The following is a 21,053-nucleotide window of genomic DNA, read 5'->3' as shown; positions in this document are numbered from 1 at the left end:
ACCGAAAAAGTGGCGGTTTAGGAACTAATTTCGATTACGTCGGCGACGGGGCGTCGGCGCGACTACTGCTCGATGATGCTCTCTTCGACTTCCTCGCCGAAGTGTCGCGCCACGTCCTCGTAGTAGACGAGCACCTCGTCGCCGGCTTCGAGGTCGGTGACGGCCTTCCGGCCGGATTCGGTGGCGACCTTGATTGTCTCGGCGTTCTGCAACAGCGTCTCGATGCGGTCGCCGTTCTCCATCTCGGCTTCGACGCGGAACATCGGCCGCTGTTCGATTTTCGCGCGGCCGACGATGGTCTCGCGGGTCTCGCCATCGGTGTTGACGATTTGGACGTCGTCGCCGGATTTCAACTCCGCGAGGTACTTCGTCTCGCCGCCGGGCGTCCGGACGTAGGCGTGGACGGCGCCGGCGTTGACGCGGAAGGGTCGGGAGGCGACGTACGGCGAGTCGGCGGTTTCGGCGTGGACGAAGAAGAGGCCGCGGGACATCGACCCCACGAGCATCCCCTCGTCGTGGTCGAGCATCGAGGCGGTGTCGACACAGACGCGGTCGGCCGAACCCGTTTCCTCGACGGCGGTCACCGTCGCGTACTGGAGGTCGAGTTGCTCCCGCTTGGTGGCGTCACGAACGTCGACGGTGGCGCGAATCTCGTCGGGACTGTCGGTGTCCAACAGGACGGCGTCGGCGCCGAGTTCGAGCGTCTCGAAGGCGGTCTTGGCCTCTTCGGCGGTCTGGACACCGGCGACGAGGTCGGTCTCCTCACCGATGCGGGCGATGAGGTTCTCGAGGGGAATGATTTGCCAGTCCTCGCCGACGACGAGGGTGAAGTCGGCGTCCTTGGCGGCTTCCTCGGCGAAGGTCTCGTAGTCGGAATCGAGGATGCGGACGTAGGAACCGGCGGTTCCCTCGGTACGGCGGAGCGTCGTCAAGTCGGCCGACCCGGAGAAATCCGAGGGGAGGTCGACGGTGCCGTCGCCCTCGCCGCCTTTGCCGACGATGACGGCGTCGGGTTCGGCCTCCTCTTCCTGTTCGGCGTCCATGACGTGGACGTCGTCGCCCGCGAAGGCGGCGACGTTGACGGAGCCGAGTTCTCGCACGCGGTCGACGTCGCGCTGGTCGACGAGCACCCAGTCGACACCGGCTTCGAGGCCGGCAGTGATGCGGCGCTTGCGCGCCTCCCAGTCGCCGACGGCGTCGTCGGCTTTCAGCCAGACGGAGCGTGTCATATCTCGTCGGTTGCGGGGCCGGCTATTGAACGTGGCGGGAGCGGCCGGTTTCGCGCGTCGAATCAACCACACACTAATGTAGATGGGCCCGAATCTCCCGGTGAGAATGGGTCGGGGGAACGCGATACGATGATGCGAGCGGTGCTCGCTGTCTGTTGTCTTGCCGGTATCGTTCTCGGTGGCGCCTTCGCCCCCGCGGTCGGTATCCAGACGCCCGTTCCGGACCTCGGCGTCGAGGGAGAGGGCGGACCGGACGTGGGCGGCGGTCTCGGCATGCAGAACGGTTCGAGCGACAGCGGTGGGAACCAAAGCAGTGGCGGGCAAGGCGAGAGTGGCGACGGCAGCGACAACAGCGACGACCAACCGCCGCCCGAAAGCGAATCCGGTGCCAGCGGTTACGGCGGCACCTCCGCCGGCGGCTACCCCGAACAGACGACCGTCGGCGGCCAACTGTCGCTGTCGAACCACGAGGAGTTGGTCGTTCGGAGTCCCCGCCCCTCGCGGTGGCGATTGGGTGCCTACCAGCGCTACACGGGCGCAGGGTGGGACCGAGACAGCGAGGAGCGCCCCCTCGATGGCCCGCTCGGGACCGCCCAGGGCCGGCCGGAGGTGCAGTACGCGATTACGGTGACGCCACGGCGCTCGATGAACAGCCTCGCATCGGTGTGGCGGCCCGCCTTCGCCGAGGCCGACGGCAGGGTGTTCGTCGACGCCCAACGCGGCTTTACCGTCGAGGGGTCCGTCGAGGCCGGCGAGACCTACCGGACGTTCACCTACGGGCCGCCCTCTCGGGAGGCGGCCGCGGCCGCCACCGGCGAGGACTACCCTGCCGACATCGAATCGCGGTACACACAACTGCCCGACGACACGCCCGGGAAACTGTACGAACGAACGGCCCTGATAACCGACGACGCCGAGACGCCGTACGAGACGGCCAGCGCCATCGAGGCGTGGCTGGAGACGAACAAGGAGTACTCGCTGAACGCGAGCCACGACCGGGACAACGACGTGGCCACCGAGTTCGTCTTCGAGATGGACGCGGGCTACTGTCAGTACTTCGCGACGACGATGACGGCGATGCTCCGCACGCAGGACATCCCGGCGCGGTACGTCACCGGCTACGGGACGGGCGAATCCGTCGGAAACGACGAGTACCTCGTCCGCGGGAAGAACGCCCACGCGTGGGTCGAAGTGTACTTCGAGGACGTGGGCTGGGTGGCGTTCGACCCGACGCCCGGTGGCGGCCGCGCCGAGGCCGGACGCGACTCCGAACCGCTCGAGGAGCCCGGAGAGCAGTCGTCCTCGACGCCGACGCCAACCGATTCCGATGACTCGACACCGACACCCGACGACGACACGTCTACTCCCGAATCCACGCAGACGCCCGAACCGACGCCGGAGTCGACCGACTCGGTCAACGTCACGCTGACACCTGACCCGGTTCCGGGTCGGGAGGTGACCGCGACGGTCACCCGCGGCGGCGACCCCATCTCGGGGGCGACGGTGCTGTTCAACGGCGACTCCATTGGCGAGACCGACGCCGACGGAAACGTCACCGGTGAGGTGCCGTACAACCGCTCGTTGAACATCGAGGTGCGTCTCGACAGCAGCCAACCTCGACTCGGCAACGTCGGCGGGTCCCACAGGCGGGCGTCGCTGGGCGCGCCGACGCTGCTTCAGGAGGGGACGACGGTTTCCTTCGACGTGCCGACGAAAATCGACATCGAACTGCTCGGCGAACCGGTTGCCGGCGGGTCGGTCGACATCGTCGCCAACGTCTCCGGCGAACCGGTTCGCAACGGGACGGTCCGTCTCGACGGCAGCGAGGTGGCTCGGACGGACGACGGCGGTCGGGCGACGGTGCCGCTGCCCGACGCCGAAACGGTCGAAATAGTCGTCGAACGCGGCGACGCCAGCGGCAACCGGACGGTCAACCTCACGCGGGCGACCCCGTCCCCCACGCAGACACCGCCGACCGATTCTCCGAACCTCTCGGTGGAGCCGTCGTGGTTCCTCGCCCTGCCGGCCTCGCCGGCGACGGTCGCCCTCGAGTACGACGGCCAGCCAGTTCCGAACGCGACCATCGCGGTCGACGGCGAGCCGGTCGGCACGACGGACCGAAACGGCACGCTCGCGGTCACGCTTCCGTTTGCGGGCTCGACGACGGTGACCGCCAGCGCCTCACCCGACGGCCCGACGACGGCGACGACCGTCGAGGGGATGTATCGGAACCTCGCCATCGCCGGCGGCGGGCTCTTGGCCGTCGTTCTCGGTGTGCTGGGCGTGGCGGCCCGATACGGCCTCACGCCGCGGGTGCTCGCTCGACTCGCTCGCCGGACAGTGGTTGGAACCGGCCGACGCATCGTCGCGGGACTCGTCGGCCTCGCCGGCATCCTCGATGAGGGGATTTCGACGGTGACCGACGCGATTCGGTACGGCATTCACCGCCTCGGCGACGGCGTCGAGGGGGCAGCCGCGCTCCTCGTCGCAATACGTACCGGAACGGTCGACGCCGCACGCCGGGCGGTGGCGTTCGCCCGCTCGCTGCCCCGGCGACTGCATCCGGCGGTCGTCCTCGCGTGGCTTCGGGGGGCCGGCCGTTCTGCGGCGCGGTCGATAGCCGCCGCACGGGGGGATTCGCCGACCGACGCGACGACCGAGGACGAACAGGCGATGACGATTCGAGCGGCGTGGCAGGAGTTCCGGCGTTACGTGTCGATTCGCTCGTGGCGAACCTCGACGCCGGGCGAAATCGGCCGCTGGGCGGTTTCCAGGGACGGCCTGCCCGCCGACGCCGTCGCCACCCTTCGAGACGCCTTCCGGGACGTCGAGTACGGTGCCCGGTCGCCGGAGGACCGCCTGCCCGATGTGGAGGCGGCCCTCGAAGAGATACGGTCGAGCAAGCGCGATACCGAGGAGGGCGAACAGTGAGCCGGATTTTGCGCGCCGTCGTCGGAGCGGTCGGGATTGCGGCGGTCGGGCTCGCAGGGACGCTGGCGTTTGCCCCTGGCGCCGTCGAGCAGGTGGTCGACATCGACGTTCTCGTCCGGACGACGCCGCTGTCGGAGGCGGCGCTGCGGGCGCTGGCGGTCGCCGTCGCCGGAGCGATTTGTGCCGCGTGGGTCGTCTGGACGGCCGGTCCGACCGGCGAAGATGACCTCCCCGAGGGCCCGCTATCGGAGCCGACGACCGACTTCTCGACGCTCCGAGAGGCGCCGCCGGAACACGCCACCGCCGGCCCCGTCGTCGGCGAGTCCTTCGACGAGCGCGTCGTCCGGTCGGCGGCCGCGGCCGCCAGCGGCGACGACTACGACGCTGTCAGACGCGAGATTCGACGCATCGCCGTCTCGGCCGTCGCTCACGTCGAGGGATGTGACGAGGCGGCCGCCGAGGACACGGTCCGCGAGGAGGAGTGGACCGACGACGCGATTGCGGCGGCGTACGTCGCAGACCGGGAGTCCGCGCTGCCGTTCCGGGAGCGACTCCGGGCGTGGCTCCGGCCGTCGCGGACCAGAGTCGACCGAATCGAGCGGTCGCTGTCGGCCATCGAGAACCGACTCGATGAGGGGTGGAACTGATGGGGGTTCGAACGAGTTCGCGATTCGACGCCGCCGTCCTCGCGGCGGTGGCGCTTCTCACCGTCGGCACGATACTCGGGGAAACCGTGCTGTTCGTCGCCGCGGCCGTCCCCGTCGTCTATCTCGTGGCCGACGCGCTGGCCCGGTCGCCGTCGCCGTCGTCGCTGACCGTCGAGCGGGCGTTCGACCCCGAGGTTCCGGCTCCCGGCGAGACGACGACGGTGACGCTTACGGTCCGAAACGAAAGCGACCGAACGCAGCCGGACGTACGCGTCGTCGACCGACTGCCGGACCACGTCCCCGTCGTCGAGGGGTCGCCGCGCGGCTCCCTGTCGCTGCGTCCCGGGGAGTCCGGGCAAATCCCCTACGAAATCGTCGCCTCGCAGGGGGACCACGAGTTCGACTCGCCGCTGGTTCGGCTCCGGTCGCTCCCGGCCGCCGGGTCGGCCACCGGCGAACCGGCCGTCGACGGCACGTCGATTCTGCGGTGTCGACGCGGCGTCAGCGACGTGCCCCAGACGGACGGGTCGCTCCGACGGGTCGGAACCCAACCGACGGACAGCGGCGGGTCGGGACTGGAGTTCCACTCGGTTCGGGAGTACCGACCCGGCGACGACATCGGCCGCATCGACTGGCGCGGACTGGCGAAAACCGGCGAACTGTCGACGGTCAACTTCCGTGAGACGCGGGCGACGAAGACGGTCGTCGTCGCCGACGGGCGGGTGCCGACGCGGCAGTCCCGCGACCACGGCCACCCCACCGGCGCCGAACTGTCGGCGTACGCCGCCGACCGTGCCTTCGGCCGCCTCGTCGCCGCCGGCAACCACGTCGGTCTCACCGCCCTCGGCATCGACGAAGGCGACATCGACCCGACGCTGCCGAGCGACCGCTCGGGGCGGCCGTGGGTGCCGGTGGGTAACGACGCGGCCACGCGAACGCGGGTGGGGGCGGTCCTCGATGCGGTCGTCGCCGCCGGACAGGCCGAACGGGAGGCGACGCCGGCGACCGCCGACGGCGGAACTCGGGAGGACGCGCTCGCGCTCCGTGAACGCCTCCCCGGGGCCGCCGACGTGGTGCTCAACGACGCCGCTGCTCGACGACGACCCGGTCGGGCTCGCGACGGAACTCGTCGCGCCCGGCCACGATGTCGTCGTCGTCAGTCCGGACGTGACTGGCGGCGGAACGCCCGGCGGCAGAGCCGCGAGCATCGAGCGCCGCCTCCGCATCGAGCGGCTCAGAGAATCGCTCGCGACGGTCGTCGACTGGGACACCGACCGCCCGCTGTCGGCCGCACTGGAGGGGTCGACGTGAGCGTCGACGACCGGCGGCTCTCGGAGTCGAACTGGCGGCCGACGCGGAGTTCGACGGTCGTCTCCGCGGCCGTCGCGGCCGTCGTCACGCTCGGCCTTGCGGCGATAGCCGGCGCCACCGCGCCCGCGGCGCTGGGCTTTCTCGCCGGTCTGTGTCTCGCTGGCACTGTCCGAGCGACGGCGCTGGCCGAACGCCGCGTCGCGACGATTCTCGCGGGCGTCCTCGCCGTCGTCGCCGGCCTCGCTTCCATCGGCGGCGCCGCCGTCGCCGTCGTCATGCAGGTGGGGTGGCCGCCGACGCCGCCGCTGCCGTTCCTCGAGTTCGCGCCCTTCGCCGCTGTTCGTCGCCGGGTCGCTCGCGGGATTCGGCGGTCTCGCCGCGTTCTGGGGCGTCTCGCCTGGCGCCGACGCGGGAACTGCCGCTGGCCGCGTTCTCGTCGCCGCAACCGTTCCGGTGGCGGTGCTGTCGGCCGACCTGCTCGCGCCGATGTTCGAGCCGGTGTTTCGGCTCCTCGGCCTCGCCACCGACGTGCTGTTCGTCCGCGGTGCGGCGGCTCCGGCCGGTCTCCCGCGGATGCAACTCGTCGTTTCCTTCGTCGTGGCCGCTGTCGCGGCGGTGGCCGTCCGGTCGGGCGTCGGGGCACTGCCGATTTCGGAGTTGGCCGGCGAGGACACCGAGGCGGAACTCGCTGCCGCGGTCGCAACGACGCGGCGGCTGCTCGCGTGGGTCGGCATCGTCGCCGGCCTCTCGGCGCTCGGCGTCGCCTTTGCGCTCGTGGCTGCCGGCCTGTACCCCCGGCTTCCACCCGTCGCCCGTTCGCTGTTCGCGTGGTTCGGTGCCTCGACGGCGCTCCGGTGGCTGTGCGTCGTGCTGACGGTAGCCAGCATCGGGACGTTCCTCGGGGTTCGCCTGCTTCGGTCTGCAGCCTCCGAGCGGTTCCGCCCGGACTTCCTGCCGGTCGCGTCGCTGTCGGTCGGTGGCTTGCTCGTCGGCGCCGTCTGGATGGCCCATCCGACCGTGGCGAGGCGAGCGATTGGGGCCGCGAGCAGCGACACTGGTCGCCGACTCCTTCGGAACCTCTTCGAGACGCTCGGCACCTTCGCCGTCGTTCTCGGAGTCGTCTGTATCGGGCTGGCGGTCGCCGTCCTCCCGCTGTTGGCTCTCAGTATCGCCGGTGGGCTCCGACTACTCGGGGAGACGACGGGCGCACAACTGGCGGCGGCTGGGACGCTCACCGCAGCCATCGCCGCGGCCATCGCCGACCTCTCGATACTCTTCGTCATCGGCGGCGTGGCGGCGAGTCTGCTCGTCTGGGACCTCGGGGAGTTCGCGGCCACGCTTGGGCGGGAACTCGGCCGACAGGGGTCGACACGGCGCGGAGAGTTGGTTCACGCCGGCGGTGCCGTGCTGTTGGCCGCCGCCGCATCGGTCGTCGCCGTCGGCACCGTTCGGGCGGTTGATAGCGTTCCGCCGACGGCAACGACGAGCGCTGTCGCAGCGACGGTGACGGCGGTCGCGGGAACGCTGCTGCTGTTCGTGCTCGCTCGGTGATCTGGGCCGTCATCCGGGTATCTGCACGACGAGGTTCAGCGCCTGTGGGAGCAGTACGCTGATGAATATCTGTGACCACATGGCGAACGTCGTCGGATACGTCTTCGTGGCCCGGACCCGTTCGAGCCGCCGCTCGATTGTCTCGAACGCCTCACGGTCGGTGATGCTGGCCGTGTGGATGTCGTAGGGTGCGTCGATAATGTCTTTGAGCTCCGACTCCAACTCGCTGATTCGTTCTTCCTTGTCCGCTTTCATGATAGAGTGAACGCGATACATCGAGTAGGCGATGGTTAGGAGCCCGACCAACCACCCGATACTCAACAGGACCTGAATGAATGGTCCAGGTGCCGGATACGGCGAGTCGATGTACCGTTCGAGGATGACCGGTGCGTGCGTCTGGACGAAATACAGGAGCAGGACCGCCGTGTACAGGTAGTACGTCCGTTTGAGCAGCTCTCCGATCGGTCCGAATCCGCCCATGTTCCGGGGGTCGTAGAAGAACAGCCCGATGTCGGCCCGGAGGAGACGTCGCGGAACGGCAATGTGAACGGCGAAATACGAGAGTCCGAACTCGATGAGCGGTGGCAGGACGATCAGCGGGAAGGTGATCGCCCGCCAGTAGACGAACCGGCCGAGGTTACCGGTGACCAGCAGTGTCGGAAACCCGATAACCGTGATCTCGAAGACGTACACGCCGATCAACACGAGCAGATACACCCCAAGCCGCAGTCGCAACGAGAGGAGCCCCTCGAACGCGTTCGGCTCGCCGCCATCGTCCCGTTCTTTGATACCGAGTGCCTCGATCGCTTCGGCGTAGCTGTCGTGGATGTAGCGCGCGCCGACGACCGCGATGACCGCCATCGCCGGGATTGCGAGTTGACTCGGGTTCGTGATGAACGACCCCTCGCCCGCGACGAAATGCGAATAGGGGTCCAGTATCCCGTATTCGATGAGTATTCCGGTCGCGACCAAGAGATACGGCGGGTAGACGTTCGGCCCGGGAAGCCGCTCGGCGAGTGCGTCGAATCGGAGGTGTTCAGCAAACTGCTCGGTCAACAATCGGTCTCGGTAGCGACTCACCCCACCGTTGGACATATCGCTACGTGGTGAGAGACCGAATTCAAAGTTGTGCATACGGTCAACCACGCTGACGCCGGAACACGCCTCTATAGCGGTCGTCCGATTCCTCTCAGTCGTCGGCCGTCGCGACCGCCGGCACCTCGATTCCGTCGAGTACGTCGGCGACGACTTCCTCGTTCGTCACGCCGCGAACCGTCGCCTCCGAGGTGAGCACGAGGCGGTGTTCGAACGCCTGGTGAACGACCGAACGCACGTCGTCGGGAGCGACGTAGTCGCGGCCCTCGATGACCGCACGGGAGCGACTCGCCTCGAACAGGCGCTGGATGCCGCGCGGTGAGACGCCCACGTCGACGCGGTCGTCCTCGCGTGTCGCCCGCCCCAACTCGATGACATAGTCGCGCAACTTCCCGTCCACACGGACCGTCTCGGGGACGGCCTGCAGTTCGGTGACGCGCTCGCCGTCGATGACCGTCTCGGGGTCCGGCGTCCGACTCGTTCGGTCCGCCCGGCGGTCGATTATCTCTCGGGCGCCTGCCTCGTCGGGGTAACCGAGTTCTGTTTTCAGAATGAAGCGGTCCCGCTGGGCTTCCGGGAGCGCGAAGGTCCCCTCCTGTTCGACGGGGTTCTGCGTCGCGATGACGAAGAACGGCTCCGGCAGTTGGTAGGTCGTCCCGTCGGCCGACACTTGGCTCTCCGACATCGCTTCGAGCAGGGCGGCCTGTGTCTTCGGCGGCGCGCGGTTGATTTCGTCGGCCAACACGACGTTCGAGAACACCGGCCCCTCGGTGAACTCGAAGGTGCCCTCGTCCTCCCGGTAGATGTGTGAGCCGGTGATGTCGCCGGGCAGGAGGTCCGGCGTGAACTGAATGCGTTTGAACGACAGCCCCAGTGCCGTCGCGAAACTCTGTGCGGTCAGCGTCTTCCCCGTCCCCGGAACGTCCTCCAAGAGGACGTGACCCCGCGAGAGGACGCCAGTCAAAACGGTTTCGAGCACCTGACGGTCGGCGACGACGGCCGACGCGACCGCGTCGATAACGTCGTCACACACCGCCGATGCCTCGGCTACGTCCATACGCCGTCCTGCGGGCGGACGCATTTGAAACCTTGCGGTGACTCGGCGGTGAGAAAGGGAAACGACCGTCTCAGACCTCGACCACGAGGCCGGATTCTTCGAGGGCTTCCTCGGCGCCGTAGTCGTCGTGGACGACGAGCGACACCGCACGCGCCATCTTCTCGGGGTCGTCGTGCTGGAAGATGGTTCGCCCCATCGAGACGCCCGCCCCGCCGGCGTCCATCGCACCGCGAACGTCTTCCAGCGCCGCGAGGTCGCCCTCCGGCGACCCGCCGGCGATGAGCACCGGCAGTCGCGTCGACTCACAGACGTGTTCGAAGCTCTCTGCGTCGCCGCTGTAGCCCGTCTTGATGACGTCGGCACCCAACTCCTCTCCGAGGCGGACGGCGTGGCCGAGCGCCTCGGGGTCGTCGCCCTCGATATCCGGGCCGCGGGCGTACGTCATCGCCAACACCGGCATGCCGTATTCGGCGGCCTCGTCGGTCAACTCCGCGAGTTCCTCGATTTGTTCGCGCTCGTGGGTCGACCCGACGTTGATGTGGAAGGAGACGGCGTCGGCGCCGGCGCGGATGGCGGCTTTCACCGACCCCGTCGTCCGCTTGTCGTTGGCGTCGGGACCGATGACCGTCGAGCCGTTGAGGTGGGCGATGTAGCCCGCGCCGTTGGTGTTGCCGTGAACGCGCGGCGCGATGCCCTTCTGAGTGAGGACGCTGTCGGCGCCGCCGCGGGTGACGGCGTCGATGGTCGATTCGATGTCTTTGAGCCCTTTTACCGGGCCGAGTGTGATGCCGTGGTCCATCGGAACGACGACGTAGCGGCCGTCTGTTCCGATGCGGTCGAGGCGTGCGGCGGTCCCTGCAGTCATGTTACGTGATGGTGTGGTAGGTTCGGTCATGTTCCTTCCGGTCGCGGCCGACGTTGCGCGCCGTCGACTGCCCCCTGTTTCAACTCCCGTGCGAGCGATTCGAGTCGGTCGGCCACCTCGGCGGTCGGCAGGTCGTTCTCGGCGCCGTCGGCGACGATGTCGACCAGTGCCGACCCGACGATGACGCCGTCGGCGCCCGCCGCGACCACGTCGGCGGCCTGTTCGCCGCTGGAGATACCGAAACCGACCGCTTTCGGCACGTCGTACTCGGCGAGGCGGGCGAGGCTCTCTTCGGTCTGGTTGCTCACGTCGGCGCGGGCGCCCGTGACGCCGAGACGGGCTTGGACGTAGACGTAGCCGGAGACCTGTTCCATCATGCGTTGGAGTCGCTCGCCACGGGTCGTCGGTGCGACGATGAACACCAAATCGAGGCCGAACTCGTCGCAGGCATCCCGCAGCGGGCCGGCCTCTTCGGCGGGGAGGTCCGGAACGACGAAGCCGTCGATGCCGACCTCCGCGGCGCGCTCGACGAACGGCCGGACGGGTGGTTCGCCCTCCGAGCCGTACTGGTAGATGAGGTTGTAGTAGGTCATACACACCAGCGGTACGTCCACGTCGAGTGCCTCGACGAACTCGAAGAACCGCTCGGGGGTCATTCCACCCTCCAGTGACCGGACGACGGCCTGCTGGATGGTCGGTCCCTCGGCGATGGGTTCCGAAAAGGGGAGGCCGAGTTCGATGATGTCCGCGCCGCCGCGGGCCAACGCCTCGACGTACTCAAGCGAGGACTCGAAGTCGGGGTCGCCCGCGGCGAGATAGGGGACGAATGCTGGTTCGTCGAAGGCGTCCTCAAGCCCCATCCGTGAACACCTCCATCGTCGGCGCGTTGTCGAGGTCTCGCTTGTCGGTCTCCTCGATGACGGCTTCGAGGTCCTTGTCGCCACGGCCGGAGACGTTGACGACCACGGTTTCGGGCAACTCGACTGAGCCGTCGCCGTCGGGTCCGGCGACCGACTCGAGGAAGCCGAAGGCGTGGGCCGTCTCCAGCGCCGGGATGATGCCCTCGTCCTGTGAGAGGCGGTGGAACGCCTCCAGTGCCTCGTCGTCGTCGACGGTGACCGGCGTCACGCGGCCCTCGTCGACGAGGTAGGCGAGTTCCGGCCCGACGCCGGAGTAGTCCAGTCCCGAGGAGACGCTGTGGGACTCCATGATTTGGCCGTGGCTGTCCTGCAGCAGTTTCGTCCGGGCGCCGTGGAGGACGCCCTCCTCGCCGATGGACAACGACGCCGAGTTGGGTGCGACGCCCTCCTCCTCGTCGACGGACAGCGTCGACCCGCCGGCCTCGACGGCGTAGAGGTCGACATCCTCGTCGTCCGTGAAGTTCGCGAAGGTGCCCATGGTGTTGGACCCGCCGCCGGCACAGGCGACGACTGCGCCCGGGAGACCGCCGACCTGTTCGTCGAACTGCCGGCGGGCCTCCTTCGAGATGACGGACTGGAAATCCCGGACCATCGCAGGGAAGGGAGCGGGACCGACGACCGACCCGATGACGTAGTGGGTCGTCTCGACGGTCGTCGCCCAGTCGCGCATCGTCTCGCTGATGGCCTCCTTCAGCGTCCCGCGGCCGATGTCGACGGGGTTGACCTCGGCGCCGTTGATGCGCATCCGGAAGACGTTGGGTCGCTGGCGGTTGATGTCCCGACGGCCCATGTAGATTTCACACGGCATATCGAGGTGGGCGGCGGCCATCGCCGTCGCGGTGCCGTGTTGGCCCGCACCGGTCTCGGCGATGATGCGCTCTTTGCCCATGTACTTCGCGAGCAGCACCTGTCCGAGGGCGTTGTTGAGTTTGTGCGCGCCGCCGTGCAGCAGGTCCTCGCGTTTGAGATACACCTCGGTGCCGTAGCGTTCCGAGAGTTGGTCAGCCCGTTGCAGCGGGGTGGGTCGGCCGCCGAAGTCCCGAATCCGCTGTCGGAACTCGTCCATGAATCCCTCCTCGTTGTCGAGTACGTACCGCTCGTAGGCGTCGGTCAACTCCTCGATGGCGGGCATCAGTGCCTCGGGGACGTACTGGCCGCCGTAATCGCCGAACGTGTGCTGTGATTCAGACATTGGTGAGTCGCTCCGTGTTCTCCCGAACGGGGCCGTCCATGATGGCCGACCCGACGAGCAACGCGTCGGCGTCGGCCTCGCGCATTCGTGTCACGTCCTCTCGCGTCGCTACGCCGCTTTCCGCAATCAGGGTGACGCTATCGCGGTCGTCTGCCGGAATCGCCCTTGCGACGCGCTCGAACGTTCCCAAGTCGACCTCGAGTTCACCCAAATCGCGGTTGTTGATGCCGATGATGTCGGCGCCCGCATCGAGTGCGTCTTCGAGTTCTGCCTCGGTGTGGACCTCGACGAGGACCTGGAAGCCCCGCTCGCGGGCGGCGGCCAGCAGTCCCTCGAGGTCGTCGACGAACCGGACGATGAGAAGCACGACGTCCGCCTCGACGGTGTCGAGTTGCGCCTCACGCACGATGAAGTCCTTCCGGAGGACGGGCACGTCGACGGCTGCCCGGACGCGCCGAAGTGTCTCCGGCGACCCCCCGAAGTGTTCCGGTTCGGTCAGCACCGACAGCGCCGCCGCCCCGCCGTCGACCATCGCCTCGGCCAACTCGACGGGGTCGTCGCTTCGCTCGCCGTCGGTCGTCGGACTGGTCGGTTTCACTTCCGCGAGTATCGGCGTCCGACCGTCGGCCGCCGCCTCGTCGATGGCCGCCGGCAGCGACCGCGGGTCGACGGAGAGTCGTTCGTCGCCGCCCGGGCGGGCCTCGGCCGCCTCGAGGATGGACCGAACGGCGGGTGCCAACTCGTCGCTGGTGTTCATTACTGTACACTAACGAACTCATTTGGACATAAGGGTTGCGTCTCCGGTACCACCTCGGGACCCGGGCAGCGCCGTCGGAGACGACGGCCGACCTCACCGACCACTGTCGAACGAATCGGGCCGTTCCCGCCCGCTACGGTGCTGTTCCACTTGAATAGCCGTTATGCTACCGCCGAAGATATATGAATCCGTATCGATATGAACTGTTAACTATGGTAGAGTTTTCGACCGACCGTCGAACCCTGATTCGCGGTCTGGGGGTGTTGGGCGTGGGGTCGCTGCTGTCCTCGCCCGCCTCGGCACAGCCACAACCGCCGGAGACGACGCCGAACACGCGCGCGACGTACCGAGCGGTCGTCGATTCGGTCGTTCCGCGGACGCCCGAGTTGGAATCGGAACTCGGTCCCGAACACGTTCCCGGCGGCCTGTCGGTGGGCCTCGACGAGTACCTCGTCACGTTCATCAACAACCTGTTCTCCTTCGGCGTGCCGGAGGCCGGCGACGCGGGCAACATGCGGCTGGCGGAGGCCGTCGCGCTCGTTTTGGATGTCGGCGCGGCGAAACTCATCGCCGCCGGCGAAAACGACGAACCGCCGAGCGTCGACCGCGTTGTCGAACTGCTGGAACCGACCGATTTGGTCGAACTCGACCGCCTCACCGACGACCCCGAGTCGGTTCTCGAACGGAGCCTCTTCGCCGCCCTCTCCCGGGAGGACCGACTGCGGGCCATCGCGGGACTCGACAGCATCGAGTTCGACACCGCCGAGTTCCCCGGCCCGCTCACCGAGGTCGATGCGGCACTTATCGGCCAACTCGTCGTCGGCTTCACCGAAGTCGTCTACTACAGCGAGTGGCAGGGGTACGAGGATATCACCGCCCCACCGAGCGAACGGGCGTTTGCCCCGGACGTGGACAGTTGGGAACAGACGGAGTTCCCCGGCATCATCGACGGTGCGGCCGCCCTGCGCGGTTACTGGGGGGCGCCGAACTCCTCGCTCGGGGAGGGACGCGTCTGGGACACCGCCGTCACCGGCGGCGGCCCGCCGAAAAAACTCTTCGCCGACCCCGGGAACTTCGAGGACAGCGACGACTACGACACCTCGGACTACGAGGAGCCGTTCTCGACCGATGGAACGCCCGCCGCCGACGGCCCGCTCGGGGACGCGGTGTCGTCGCTGAACGGCGACGTGACCGACAACGACGTGGCCGACGGCGATTTGACCGACGCCGAGGATGTGACTGACGGCGGCGTCACCGACCCTGTCGACACCGCCGTCGACGGCGTCCTCGGCGGCCTGCTGGGGGTGGGTAACTGATGGTGAAAGACAGCTACGACGCCGTCATCGTCGGTGCGGGCGGCGACGGCCCTGTCGCCGCGTGGAAACTCGGTGCTGCCGGCCTCGACGTGCTCGTCCTCGAAGCCGGCCCCTTCTACGGCAACGAGCAGTGGCCCAACCCCTCCGAGGACCCGGGCGGCGAACTCTCCGACAGCGTCGAGGACCTCTCGGGTGAACTGCTCGACGAGCAGTTCACGACCCGGGAGTTGGAGATGGCACAGAAACTCCTCTTCGGCCCCGCCGACCACGAGCGCGGACTGTGGTTCCGGAAGTTCCCCGGTTCGGGTGCGGCGCTGCAGGCCTCCGGCGTCGGCGGGACGACGCTCATCTACACCGGTAACCACCCACGCGCGTACCCGGCGGCCATCGACGAACAGGACCACTGGCCCGACTCGTTTTCCTACGACGACCTCCTGCCGTACTACCGGGAACTGGAGGACGTCCTCGGCGTCTCTCCCGCCCCGGTCACCGCCAAAGAGGAGATGTTCTTCCGTGGCGCCGAAGCCGCCGGCTACGACCTCATCGACGACGCGAACGTCACCGAAACGGGGTACCGACCACAGCCCAACGCTATCGCCTCACCCGACGAGAAACTCCGCCACGACAACGACTACGAGGGGAACTTCCGACACCCCGACGACCCCGATGCCGTCGACCCAGTCGAGGGCCACACGCTGGCGGCCGCTGAAATCGCCGGCAATCCACACCCGCGTGGCGCCCCCTACGAGGAGAAAGCCAAGAAGACCTCCGCCATCGGCTTCGTCCCTCGCGCACTCGACACCGGCAACGTCTCCATTCGGCCGAACGCCTTCGTCACGGACGTCCTCACCGACGACTCCATCGGCGGCGACCCCGAGGCGACCGGCGTCGAGTTCCGAGACACGTGGAACGGCAGCACCGAAACCGTCGCCGCCGACACCGTCGTGTTGGCCGCCGGTGCCATCGAGACGCCTCGGCTGTGGCTGAACTCCTCGCTGCCCCGCAACGAGTGGGTCGGCAAGGGCATGACGCTGCACTTCGGCGACAACGTGATGGGCTTCTTCGAAGAGTCGGTGCTGGAAGACGCCGTCGGCAAGCCTACTATCGACCCACAGGAAGGCCAGAACATCGCCGCCCGCTTCGACTATCCCGGCGTCGGGATGCTCCAGACGACCGGCTCCGGCCCCGGCATCGCCGCCATCCTCGGATTCGGTGCCTCGGCCTCTGGGTTTACTTTCAGCAACGACCTCAGCGACGCGCCGTGGGACACACAGGGTCGTCTCGCCGGCGCCGAACTGAAGCGTCTGCTCGCCCGCTACCGGCAGGCGCTGCCCATCCTCGTCGTCACCGACGACCGCCCGCACAAGCACAACGGCATCACCGTCACGCCCGGCGCCGAGGACGAACACGGCCCCATCCCGCAAATCAACTACGTCCCCAGCGAGGGCGACGTGCAGCGCCGCGACGAACTGGCGGAAATCGCCACCGACATCCTCCGAGAAGCCGGCGCCGACCACGTCCACCGCTCGGACTCGCCGCCGACGGCGCTGCACATCCACTCGACGATGGCGATGGGGAAGGTCGTCGACACCGGCTGTGAGGCCTACGATGTCGACCGACTGTTCGTCGCCGACCACTCCGCACTCGCAAACGGCCTCGGCGGGCCCAACCCCACCAACACCGGTCAGGCGCTCGCGGCCCGGACGGCCGATAAAATCGTCGAGCGCTACTTCTGAACCTTTTTGCACGGCGCGCTACGCGCGCCGGCAAAAACGTTCATGAAAAATAGCTCCTCGTTCCTGCCGCCTCGCGTTGCTCGGCGTTAGTCACTCGTCGCTACCGGCGGCGAAGCCGCCGGGGAACCCCTCGCGCCCTCCGGGCGCTCGCGGATGCTCCCCGAACATGTTCGTGTCAGTTGGCTTCAGTGGCGAACCCCAACCGTCGAGTATGAGCACTGACCACGGCCACGCCGACCCCGACCCGGTAACCGACCACGTCCACGAGAACTCGTGGTCGGCGAACCTCGAAAAGCCCGAACACGCCGAGGACCGCGCGATGCTCCTTGAACAGGCCGTCGAGGCGGTCGAACACACCGCCGATGGCTATCACGTCAACCTCGTCACCCACGGCGACCACGGCCACCCTTCGACGTATCTGTTCTCGGCGCTCGAAAGCGCCTTCGGCGACGACGTCGAGTGGGAGTACGTCGAACAGTGTGGCTGTGGCGGCCACGTCACGCGGGTCTCGGTCCCCGAGTGACCGACGGTCTGTCGCCTCGGGCACACCTCAACTTTCATGACAACCTCCTGCGAAGGCGATGACATGGACACCGAGGCGGATGCGGGAATCTACGCGCTCGAATCGGCGTATCTCGACCGCTGCGTACAGGTCGGCGTCGCCAGCGGTCGCGTACTCTCCGTCTCCTTTCCCGACGTTCCCGACGAGGACGCCGCGGACGACCTTCCGCTGCTCGACCGAATCCGGGCGTATCTGGAAGGAGCCGAGGACGACTTCACCGACGTGGACGTGGCGTTGACGATGCCGACCGACCAACGCGAGGTGCTGGAGGCGGTTCGCGGGATTCCGTACGGCAGTCAGGTGACGGTGTCGAAACTCGCGAGTCTGGTCGCGACGCTCGACTCCGACGACGACGGCGACATCCAACTCGTTCGGACGGCGCTCGCGGAGAACCCGGCCCCCATCGTGATTCCCGACCACCGGGTTCGGGACGGTCCCAGCGCCGCCCCGCCCGACGTCGAACAGCGCCTCCGGTCACTGGAAGGGCTGTAGTCCCCTCGGTTACTTTTTACTGCTCGTTCCGTTCCTCTCGCTTTCGGCGGCCGACTACACGCCCGTCCACGTCCTCCGGTTGGGTCCCGACGCCGTCGGGCCAGCCAGTCGGTTGGGCCGCCGTCGGCTGGGCGTCCTCGCGTTTCAACACCATCGGCGTTCGCTCCAGGGACAACACGAGTTCGTCGTCGGCGTTGTACGCCCGGAGTTCGGTGGTGACGAGACCGACGTGGTCTCGCGATTCGGATTCGCGCTTCTGCAGCACCTCGCTCTCGGCGAAGATGGTGTCGCCGTGGAAGACTGGTGCGTGATGACGGACTCGGTCGTAGCCGAGATTGGCGGTGGCGTTGGCACTCACGTCGATGACGCTCATGCCGACGGCGAGGGCGATGACGAACGTGCCGTCGACGAGGCGCTCGCCGAACTCCGTCTCGGCGGCGTAGGCCTCGTTGAAGTGCATCGGGTTGACGTTCATCGTGAGGTTCGTCAGCCAGACGTTGTCCGTCTCGGTGACCGTGCGTCCGTAGGGGTGTTTGTACACGTCACCGACGGCGAAATCCTCGTAGTAGCGGCCCTGCCACCCGGCGACGAGGCGACGCTGCTCGGCCTCGGAGGCGTCGGAATCGACGAGTCGTGAATCGTCGGCCATGCTTCGATAGAGACGTGACCGCGAGAAAAGCGTGTGGGGCGTCCTCATCGAGCGTCTTGGACTACTCGTCGAGTAGTCGCTCGTACACCGGCCACCCCGAATCGCCCACCGGTGGGTCGGTCGCCTCGCCGTCGACGACGACGCCGGAGCCCGCTTCGACCGACCCGACGTGGCCGACGGGCGTCCCGCGGGCTTCCAGCGCCGACAGCACCGCCTCCGTATCGGCGGGGTCGATGGCGACGAGCAGCGTTCCCGCCGTCGAGGCCCGCCAGGGGTCCATCGACACCGCCTCGCTCAGCGCCTCGACGCCGGGACGCATCGGAACCGCATCGGTGTCGACGGTCAGACGGACGCCGGCGCTGTCGGCCATCTCGTGGAACGCGCCGAGGAGGCCCCCTTCGGTGGCGTCGTGCATCGCGGTGACGCGGCCGGCGCCGACTGCGGCGCGGGCGTCACGAACCGTCCCCGTCTCGTCGAGTCGCTGTCGGGCCGTCTCCAGGGTGTCCTCCGGGAGGTCGATGCGGTCGCCGAACAGCGTCGCGAACAGCCCCGTCACTTCGACTGCGGGGCCTTTCGTCACGAGCAAATCGTCGCCGGGGCGGGCGCCGTCCGGGCGAACGATGTCCTCGGGGTCGCCGACGGCCATCGCCGTCGCCGCGCCGACCCACGGGAACGAACACCCCTCGTAGCGGGCGGTGTGGCCGGAGACGATAGCGACGCCCAACTCGCGGCACTCCGCGTCGATAGCGTCCCAGACGCGGCCGAACTCCTCGTCGGTCATCTCCGGGGGCAGCGAAAACGAGATGGTGAGGTGCGTGGGGTCGAGTCCCGAGACGGCCACGTCAGAGAGGACGATGCCGACCGCGAAGCGGCCGGCCCGCTCGAAGCCCAGCTCGGGCAGTATCGAAATCGGGTCGGTCGCCGTCACGACGGCGTCCTCGCCGACCGAGACGACGCCGAAGTCGACGCCGTGTTTCGGCCCGACTGCCACGTCGTCTCGGTCGGCGCCCAACCGCGGCGCGATTCGCTGCTCGAAGAACGCACGCGAGACCTTCCCCGTATCCATACCACGACCAGCGGCGGGAGTGGCTTGGGCGCTTCGACACGCCGGGTCGCCGAGTGAACTACCAGCACCGCTTTTGTGGGCGGGTGTTCAGGTGTGGTGTATGTCACAGGATGACGGCAGCGAGCCGGCCGCCGATGGTCCCCGCGCGGTGGACGACGCCCTCTCGCCGGAAGACGCCGCCAACGTCGGTTCCGAGGACCTCGATGACATCTCGATTCTGTTCGTCGACGACGAACGCCAGTTGCTGTCGATACTCGCCTCGAAACTCAAGGAGGAAATCCACGACCTCGAAGTCGTGACCGCCAGCCACGCCACCGAGGCGCTGGAGATGCTGGACCAACTCGACGTCGACTGCGTCGTCAGCGACTACAAGATGCCCGGCCGTAACGGATTGGAGTTGCTCGAAGCGGTTCGGGAACGCTCCCCCGGCCTCCCCTTCATCCTCTTCACCTCACAGGGCTCGGAGGACATCGCTACCGAGGCCATCAACGCCGACGTGACCGACTACCTCCAGAAAGACCTCGGCGAGGAGCAACTCGTCTTACTCGCGAACCGCATCGAGAACGCCGTCAGCCAGTACCGCGCCCAACAGGAGGCCCGCGACACCTACCAGCACGTCCGCCGCATCCACGACCGCATCTCGGATGCCTTCCTCGGCCTCGACTCGTCGTGGACCATCACCTACGTCGACGAACAGGGTGCGGGATTACTGGAGGGCACCACGGAGGAACTCCACGGGAAGGACTTCTGGGAGGTGCTGCCGGGAGCCACCGGCACCCCCTTCGAGACGGAGTTTGAACGCGCCCTCGAGTCGGGCGAGCCAGTCGACTTCGAGACCCATTATGACCCCTTCGAGACGTGGTTCGAGGTCCGGGCGTTCCCCGCCGACGACGGCCTCTCGGTGTACTTCCGGGACATCACCGACCTCAAAGAGCGGGAGGCCGAACTCGAACGGCAAGGAGGCCTCTTGGAGGCGATAGCGACCGACATCGGGCCGCGGCTGAAGGCGGCCGGTCGTGACCTCGCAAGTGACGCCGATGCCACCGAAGAGGCCTGTGACTGCGACGCGCCGACCGGGAAAGTAGTCGAGGACGCCGCCGAAATCAACGCCGCAATCGAGGAGCTGGAGCGTTTGTTCGACGAGGCGGGCTACGAGTGAACCGAAGGCTCACCTGAACGGCCGCCACTCCAACCCCTCCCCGACGACGAACTCGACGGCGTTGACGAGGTAGTGGGCGACGACGACCGCCAGCAGGCTGTTGGTTAGGACGAAGAGCGCCCCGAGCGCCGCGCCCAACAGCCCGGTGACGACGACGCCGAGGGTACCTTGTGCGCCGTGGCCGACGGCGAAGGCGACGGAGGAGAAGGCGACCAGCGCCCACGGCGAGACGCCGAAACCGACCGAAAAGGCGCCGACGAGCGCCGCCCGGAAGAGCAACTCCTCGAAGCCGGCGATAATCGGGAGGACGACACCCAGTAGGACGACCCACCCGCCGAGGCTCTCCGGGGACAGCAACTCTCGCAACTCCTCGCTTGGGTCTCCGTTGAAGCGTTCGGCGAGGCCGCCCGCGAGTGCGTTCGCAAGCGAGAGGCCGACGCCTGCCGCGACGCCCACCGCCAGCGCCGGCAAGCCGGTACTGAGGGAGTCGGCGGCGACGCCAAGCGCCGAGGCCGGCA

The 21,053-nt window shown here is 67.9% G+C and carries 18 protein-coding genes and 1 pseudogene; 9 read left to right on the top strand and 10 right to left on the bottom strand.

The window, feature by feature from the left end; translation table 11 throughout:
- Positions 1-62: 62 nt before the first annotated feature.
- Positions 63-1,229: a 3-dehydroquinate synthase II gene (locus GJ631_RS15150; RefSeq protein WP_156709960.1), complete on the bottom strand. Its 1,167-nt coding sequence runs from the start codon at positions 1,227-1,229 to the stop codon at positions 63-65.
- Positions 1,230-1,361: 132 nt separating this feature from the next.
- On the opposite strand from GJ631_RS15150, the gene GJ631_RS15145 reads away from it, so the two are divergent.
- The 4 genes and pseudogenes from GJ631_RS15145 to GJ631_RS15130 all read left to right on the top strand — a co-directional run bounded on the left by GJ631_RS15145 (position 1,362) and on the right by GJ631_RS15130 (position 7,669).
- Positions 1,362-4,160 (top strand): transglutaminase domain-containing protein, encoded by a 2,799-nt coding sequence (locus GJ631_RS15145; protein WP_156709959.1) that lies wholly within the window; start codon positions 1,362-1,364, stop codon positions 4,158-4,160.
- The gene (locus GJ631_RS19515; RefSeq protein ID WP_156709958.1) at positions 4,157-4,807 is read left to right on the top strand and encodes a hypothetical protein; all 651 of its coding nucleotides are present in this window, start codon (positions 4,157-4,159) and stop codon (positions 4,805-4,807) included. The genes GJ631_RS15145 and GJ631_RS19515 overlap by 4 nt, the downstream gene beginning before the upstream one ends.
- A pseudogene (locus tag GJ631_RS19510) lies at positions 4,807-5,583 on the top strand (DUF58 domain-containing protein); the annotation flags it as partial. The gene GJ631_RS19515 and the pseudogene GJ631_RS19510, both read left to right, overlap by 1 nt.
- Before the next feature lie 1,033 nt (positions 5,584-6,616).
- Entirely contained in the window at positions 6,617-7,669 is a 1,053-nt protein-coding gene (locus tag GJ631_RS15130; protein ID WP_156709957.1) for a hypothetical protein, read from the top strand.
- 9 nt (positions 7,670-7,678) lie between these two features.
- Here the strand turns inward: GJ631_RS15130 and GJ631_RS15125 are convergent, their stop codons facing one another.
- From GJ631_RS15125 to trpC, 6 genes are all read right to left on the bottom strand, one after another.
- On the bottom strand, positions 7,679-8,764 hold the full coding sequence (locus tag GJ631_RS15125) for a hypothetical protein (protein WP_156709956.1): 1,086 nt from the start codon (positions 8,762-8,764) through the stop codon (positions 7,679-7,681).
- Between the two features lie 94 nt (positions 8,765-8,858).
- The gene (locus GJ631_RS15120) at positions 8,859-9,821 is read right to left on the bottom strand and encodes a MoxR family ATPase (RefSeq protein WP_156709955.1); all 963 of its coding nucleotides are present in this window, start codon (positions 9,819-9,821) and stop codon (positions 8,859-8,861) included.
- Positions 9,822-9,891: 70 nt separating this feature from the next.
- Positions 9,892-10,686, bottom strand: coding sequence for a 2-amino-3,7-dideoxy-D-threo-hept-6-ulosonate synthase (locus GJ631_RS15115; protein WP_156709954.1), 795 nt, complete (start codon positions 10,684-10,686; stop codon positions 9,892-9,894).
- A 26-nt stretch (positions 10,687-10,712) separates the two neighbouring features.
- Positions 10,713-11,546: a tryptophan synthase subunit alpha gene (gene trpA, locus GJ631_RS15110; RefSeq protein WP_156709953.1), complete on the bottom strand. Its 834-nt coding sequence runs from the start codon at positions 11,544-11,546 to the stop codon at positions 10,713-10,715.
- Positions 11,536-12,798, bottom strand: a complete 1,263-nt coding sequence (gene trpB, locus GJ631_RS15105) for a tryptophan synthase subunit beta (protein WP_156709952.1) — start codon at positions 12,796-12,798, stop codon at positions 11,536-11,538. The genes trpA and trpB overlap by 11 nt, the downstream gene beginning before the upstream one ends.
- Entirely contained in the window at positions 12,791-13,555 is a 765-nt protein-coding gene (gene trpC, locus GJ631_RS15100; RefSeq protein WP_156709951.1) for an indole-3-glycerol phosphate synthase, read from the bottom strand. The genes trpB and trpC overlap by 8 nt, the downstream gene beginning before the upstream one ends.
- A 212-nt stretch (positions 13,556-13,767) precedes the next feature.
- On the opposite strand from trpC, the gene GJ631_RS15095 reads away from it, so the two are divergent.
- The 4 genes from GJ631_RS15095 (at position 13,768) to GJ631_RS15080 (ending at position 17,661) form a co-directional block, all read left to right on the top strand.
- On the top strand, positions 13,768-14,871 hold the full coding sequence (locus GJ631_RS15095; protein ID WP_156709950.1) for a hypothetical protein: 1,104 nt from the start codon (positions 13,768-13,770) through the stop codon (positions 14,869-14,871).
- On the top strand, positions 14,871-16,607 hold the full coding sequence (locus GJ631_RS15090; RefSeq protein WP_156709949.1) for a GMC family oxidoreductase N-terminal domain-containing protein: 1,737 nt from the start codon (positions 14,871-14,873) through the stop codon (positions 16,605-16,607). Before GJ631_RS15095 ends, GJ631_RS15090 begins: the two co-directional genes overlap by 1 nt.
- A 211-nt stretch (positions 16,608-16,818) precedes the next feature.
- Positions 16,819-17,130: a CGCGG family rSAM-modified RiPP protein gene (locus GJ631_RS15085; RefSeq protein WP_197425111.1), complete on the top strand. Its 312-nt coding sequence runs from the start codon at positions 16,819-16,821 to the stop codon at positions 17,128-17,130.
- A 63-nt stretch (positions 17,131-17,193) separates the two neighbouring features.
- Positions 17,194-17,661, top strand: a complete 468-nt coding sequence (locus tag GJ631_RS15080; RefSeq protein WP_156709947.1) for an MGMT family protein — start codon at positions 17,194-17,196, stop codon at positions 17,659-17,661.
- A 16-nt stretch (positions 17,662-17,677) separates the two neighbouring features.
- Here the strand turns inward: GJ631_RS15080 and GJ631_RS15075 are convergent, their stop codons facing one another.
- Complete coding sequence (locus GJ631_RS15075; RefSeq protein ID WP_156709946.1) at positions 17,678-18,310, bottom strand: MaoC family dehydratase; 633 nt, start codon at positions 18,308-18,310, stop codon at positions 17,678-17,680.
- A 61-nt stretch (positions 18,311-18,371) separates the two neighbouring features.
- Complete coding sequence (locus GJ631_RS15070) at positions 18,372-19,376, bottom strand: AIR synthase family protein (protein WP_156709945.1); 1,005 nt, start codon at positions 19,374-19,376, stop codon at positions 18,372-18,374.
- A gap of 100 nt (positions 19,377-19,476) precedes the next feature.
- Between GJ631_RS15070 and GJ631_RS15065 the strand changes: the two genes are divergently transcribed.
- Positions 19,477-20,535, top strand: coding sequence for a response regulator (locus GJ631_RS15065; protein ID WP_156709944.1), 1,059 nt, complete (start codon positions 19,477-19,479; stop codon positions 20,533-20,535).
- A 9-nt stretch (positions 20,536-20,544) separates the two neighbouring features.
- Here GJ631_RS15065 and GJ631_RS15060 read toward each other — a convergent pair.
- The coding region (locus GJ631_RS15060; protein WP_156709943.1) for a CPBP family intramembrane glutamic endopeptidase at positions 20,545-21,053 on the bottom strand (509 nt) is incomplete at its 5' end.

Source organism: Natronomonas sp. CBA1123, assembly GCF_009741925.1.
In the GTDB taxonomy this organism is placed as follows: Archaea; Halobacteriota; Halobacteria; order Halobacteriales; family Haloarculaceae; genus Natronomonas.
This window is presented reverse-complemented; position numbering and strand designations above follow the sequence as displayed.

Coding starts and splice junctions, on each gene's coding strand:
- GJ631_RS15090 (WP_156709949.1), top strand. CDS start 14,871: ATGGTGAAAGACAGCTACGACGCCGTCATCGTCGGTGCGGGCGGCGAC.
- GJ631_RS15085 (WP_197425111.1), top strand. CDS start 16,819: ATGAGCACTGACCACGGCCACGCCGACCCCGACCCGGTAACCGACCAC.
- GJ631_RS15145 (WP_156709959.1), top strand. CDS start 1,362: ATGCGAGCGGTGCTCGCTGTCTGTTGTCTTGCCGGTATCGTTCTCGGT.
- GJ631_RS15070 (WP_156709945.1), bottom strand. CDS start 19,376: ATGGATACGGGGAAGGTCTCGCGTGCGTTCTTCGAGCAGCGAATCGCG.
- trpC (WP_156709951.1), bottom strand. CDS start 13,555: ATGAACACCAGCGACGAGTTGGCACCCGCCGTTCGGTCCATCCTCGAG.
- GJ631_RS15125 (WP_156709956.1), bottom strand. CDS start 8,764: ATGTCCAACGGTGGGGTGAGTCGCTACCGAGACCGATTGTTGACCGAG.
- GJ631_RS15095 (WP_156709950.1), top strand. CDS start 13,768: ATGGTAGAGTTTTCGACCGACCGTCGAACCCTGATTCGCGGTCTGGGG.
- GJ631_RS15150 (WP_156709960.1), bottom strand. CDS start 1,229: ATGACACGCTCCGTCTGGCTGAAAGCCGACGACGCCGTCGGCGACTGG.
- GJ631_RS15065 (WP_156709944.1), top strand. CDS start 19,477: ATGTCACAGGATGACGGCAGCGAGCCGGCCGCCGATGGTCCCCGCGCG.
- trpA (WP_156709953.1), bottom strand. CDS start 11,546: ATGGGGCTTGAGGACGCCTTCGACGAACCAGCATTCGTCCCCTATCTC.
- trpB (WP_156709952.1), bottom strand. CDS start 12,798: ATGTCTGAATCACAGCACACGTTCGGCGATTACGGCGGCCAGTACGTC.
- GJ631_RS15080 (WP_156709947.1), top strand. CDS start 17,194: ATGGACACCGAGGCGGATGCGGGAATCTACGCGCTCGAATCGGCGTAT.
- GJ631_RS15115 (WP_156709954.1), bottom strand. CDS start 10,686: ATGACTGCAGGGACCGCCGCACGCCTCGACCGCATCGGAACAGACGGC.
- GJ631_RS15120 (WP_156709955.1), bottom strand. CDS start 9,821: ATGGACGTAGCCGAGGCATCGGCGGTGTGTGACGACGTTATCGACGCG.
- GJ631_RS15075 (WP_156709946.1), bottom strand. CDS start 18,310: ATGGCCGACGATTCACGACTCGTCGATTCCGACGCCTCCGAGGCCGAG.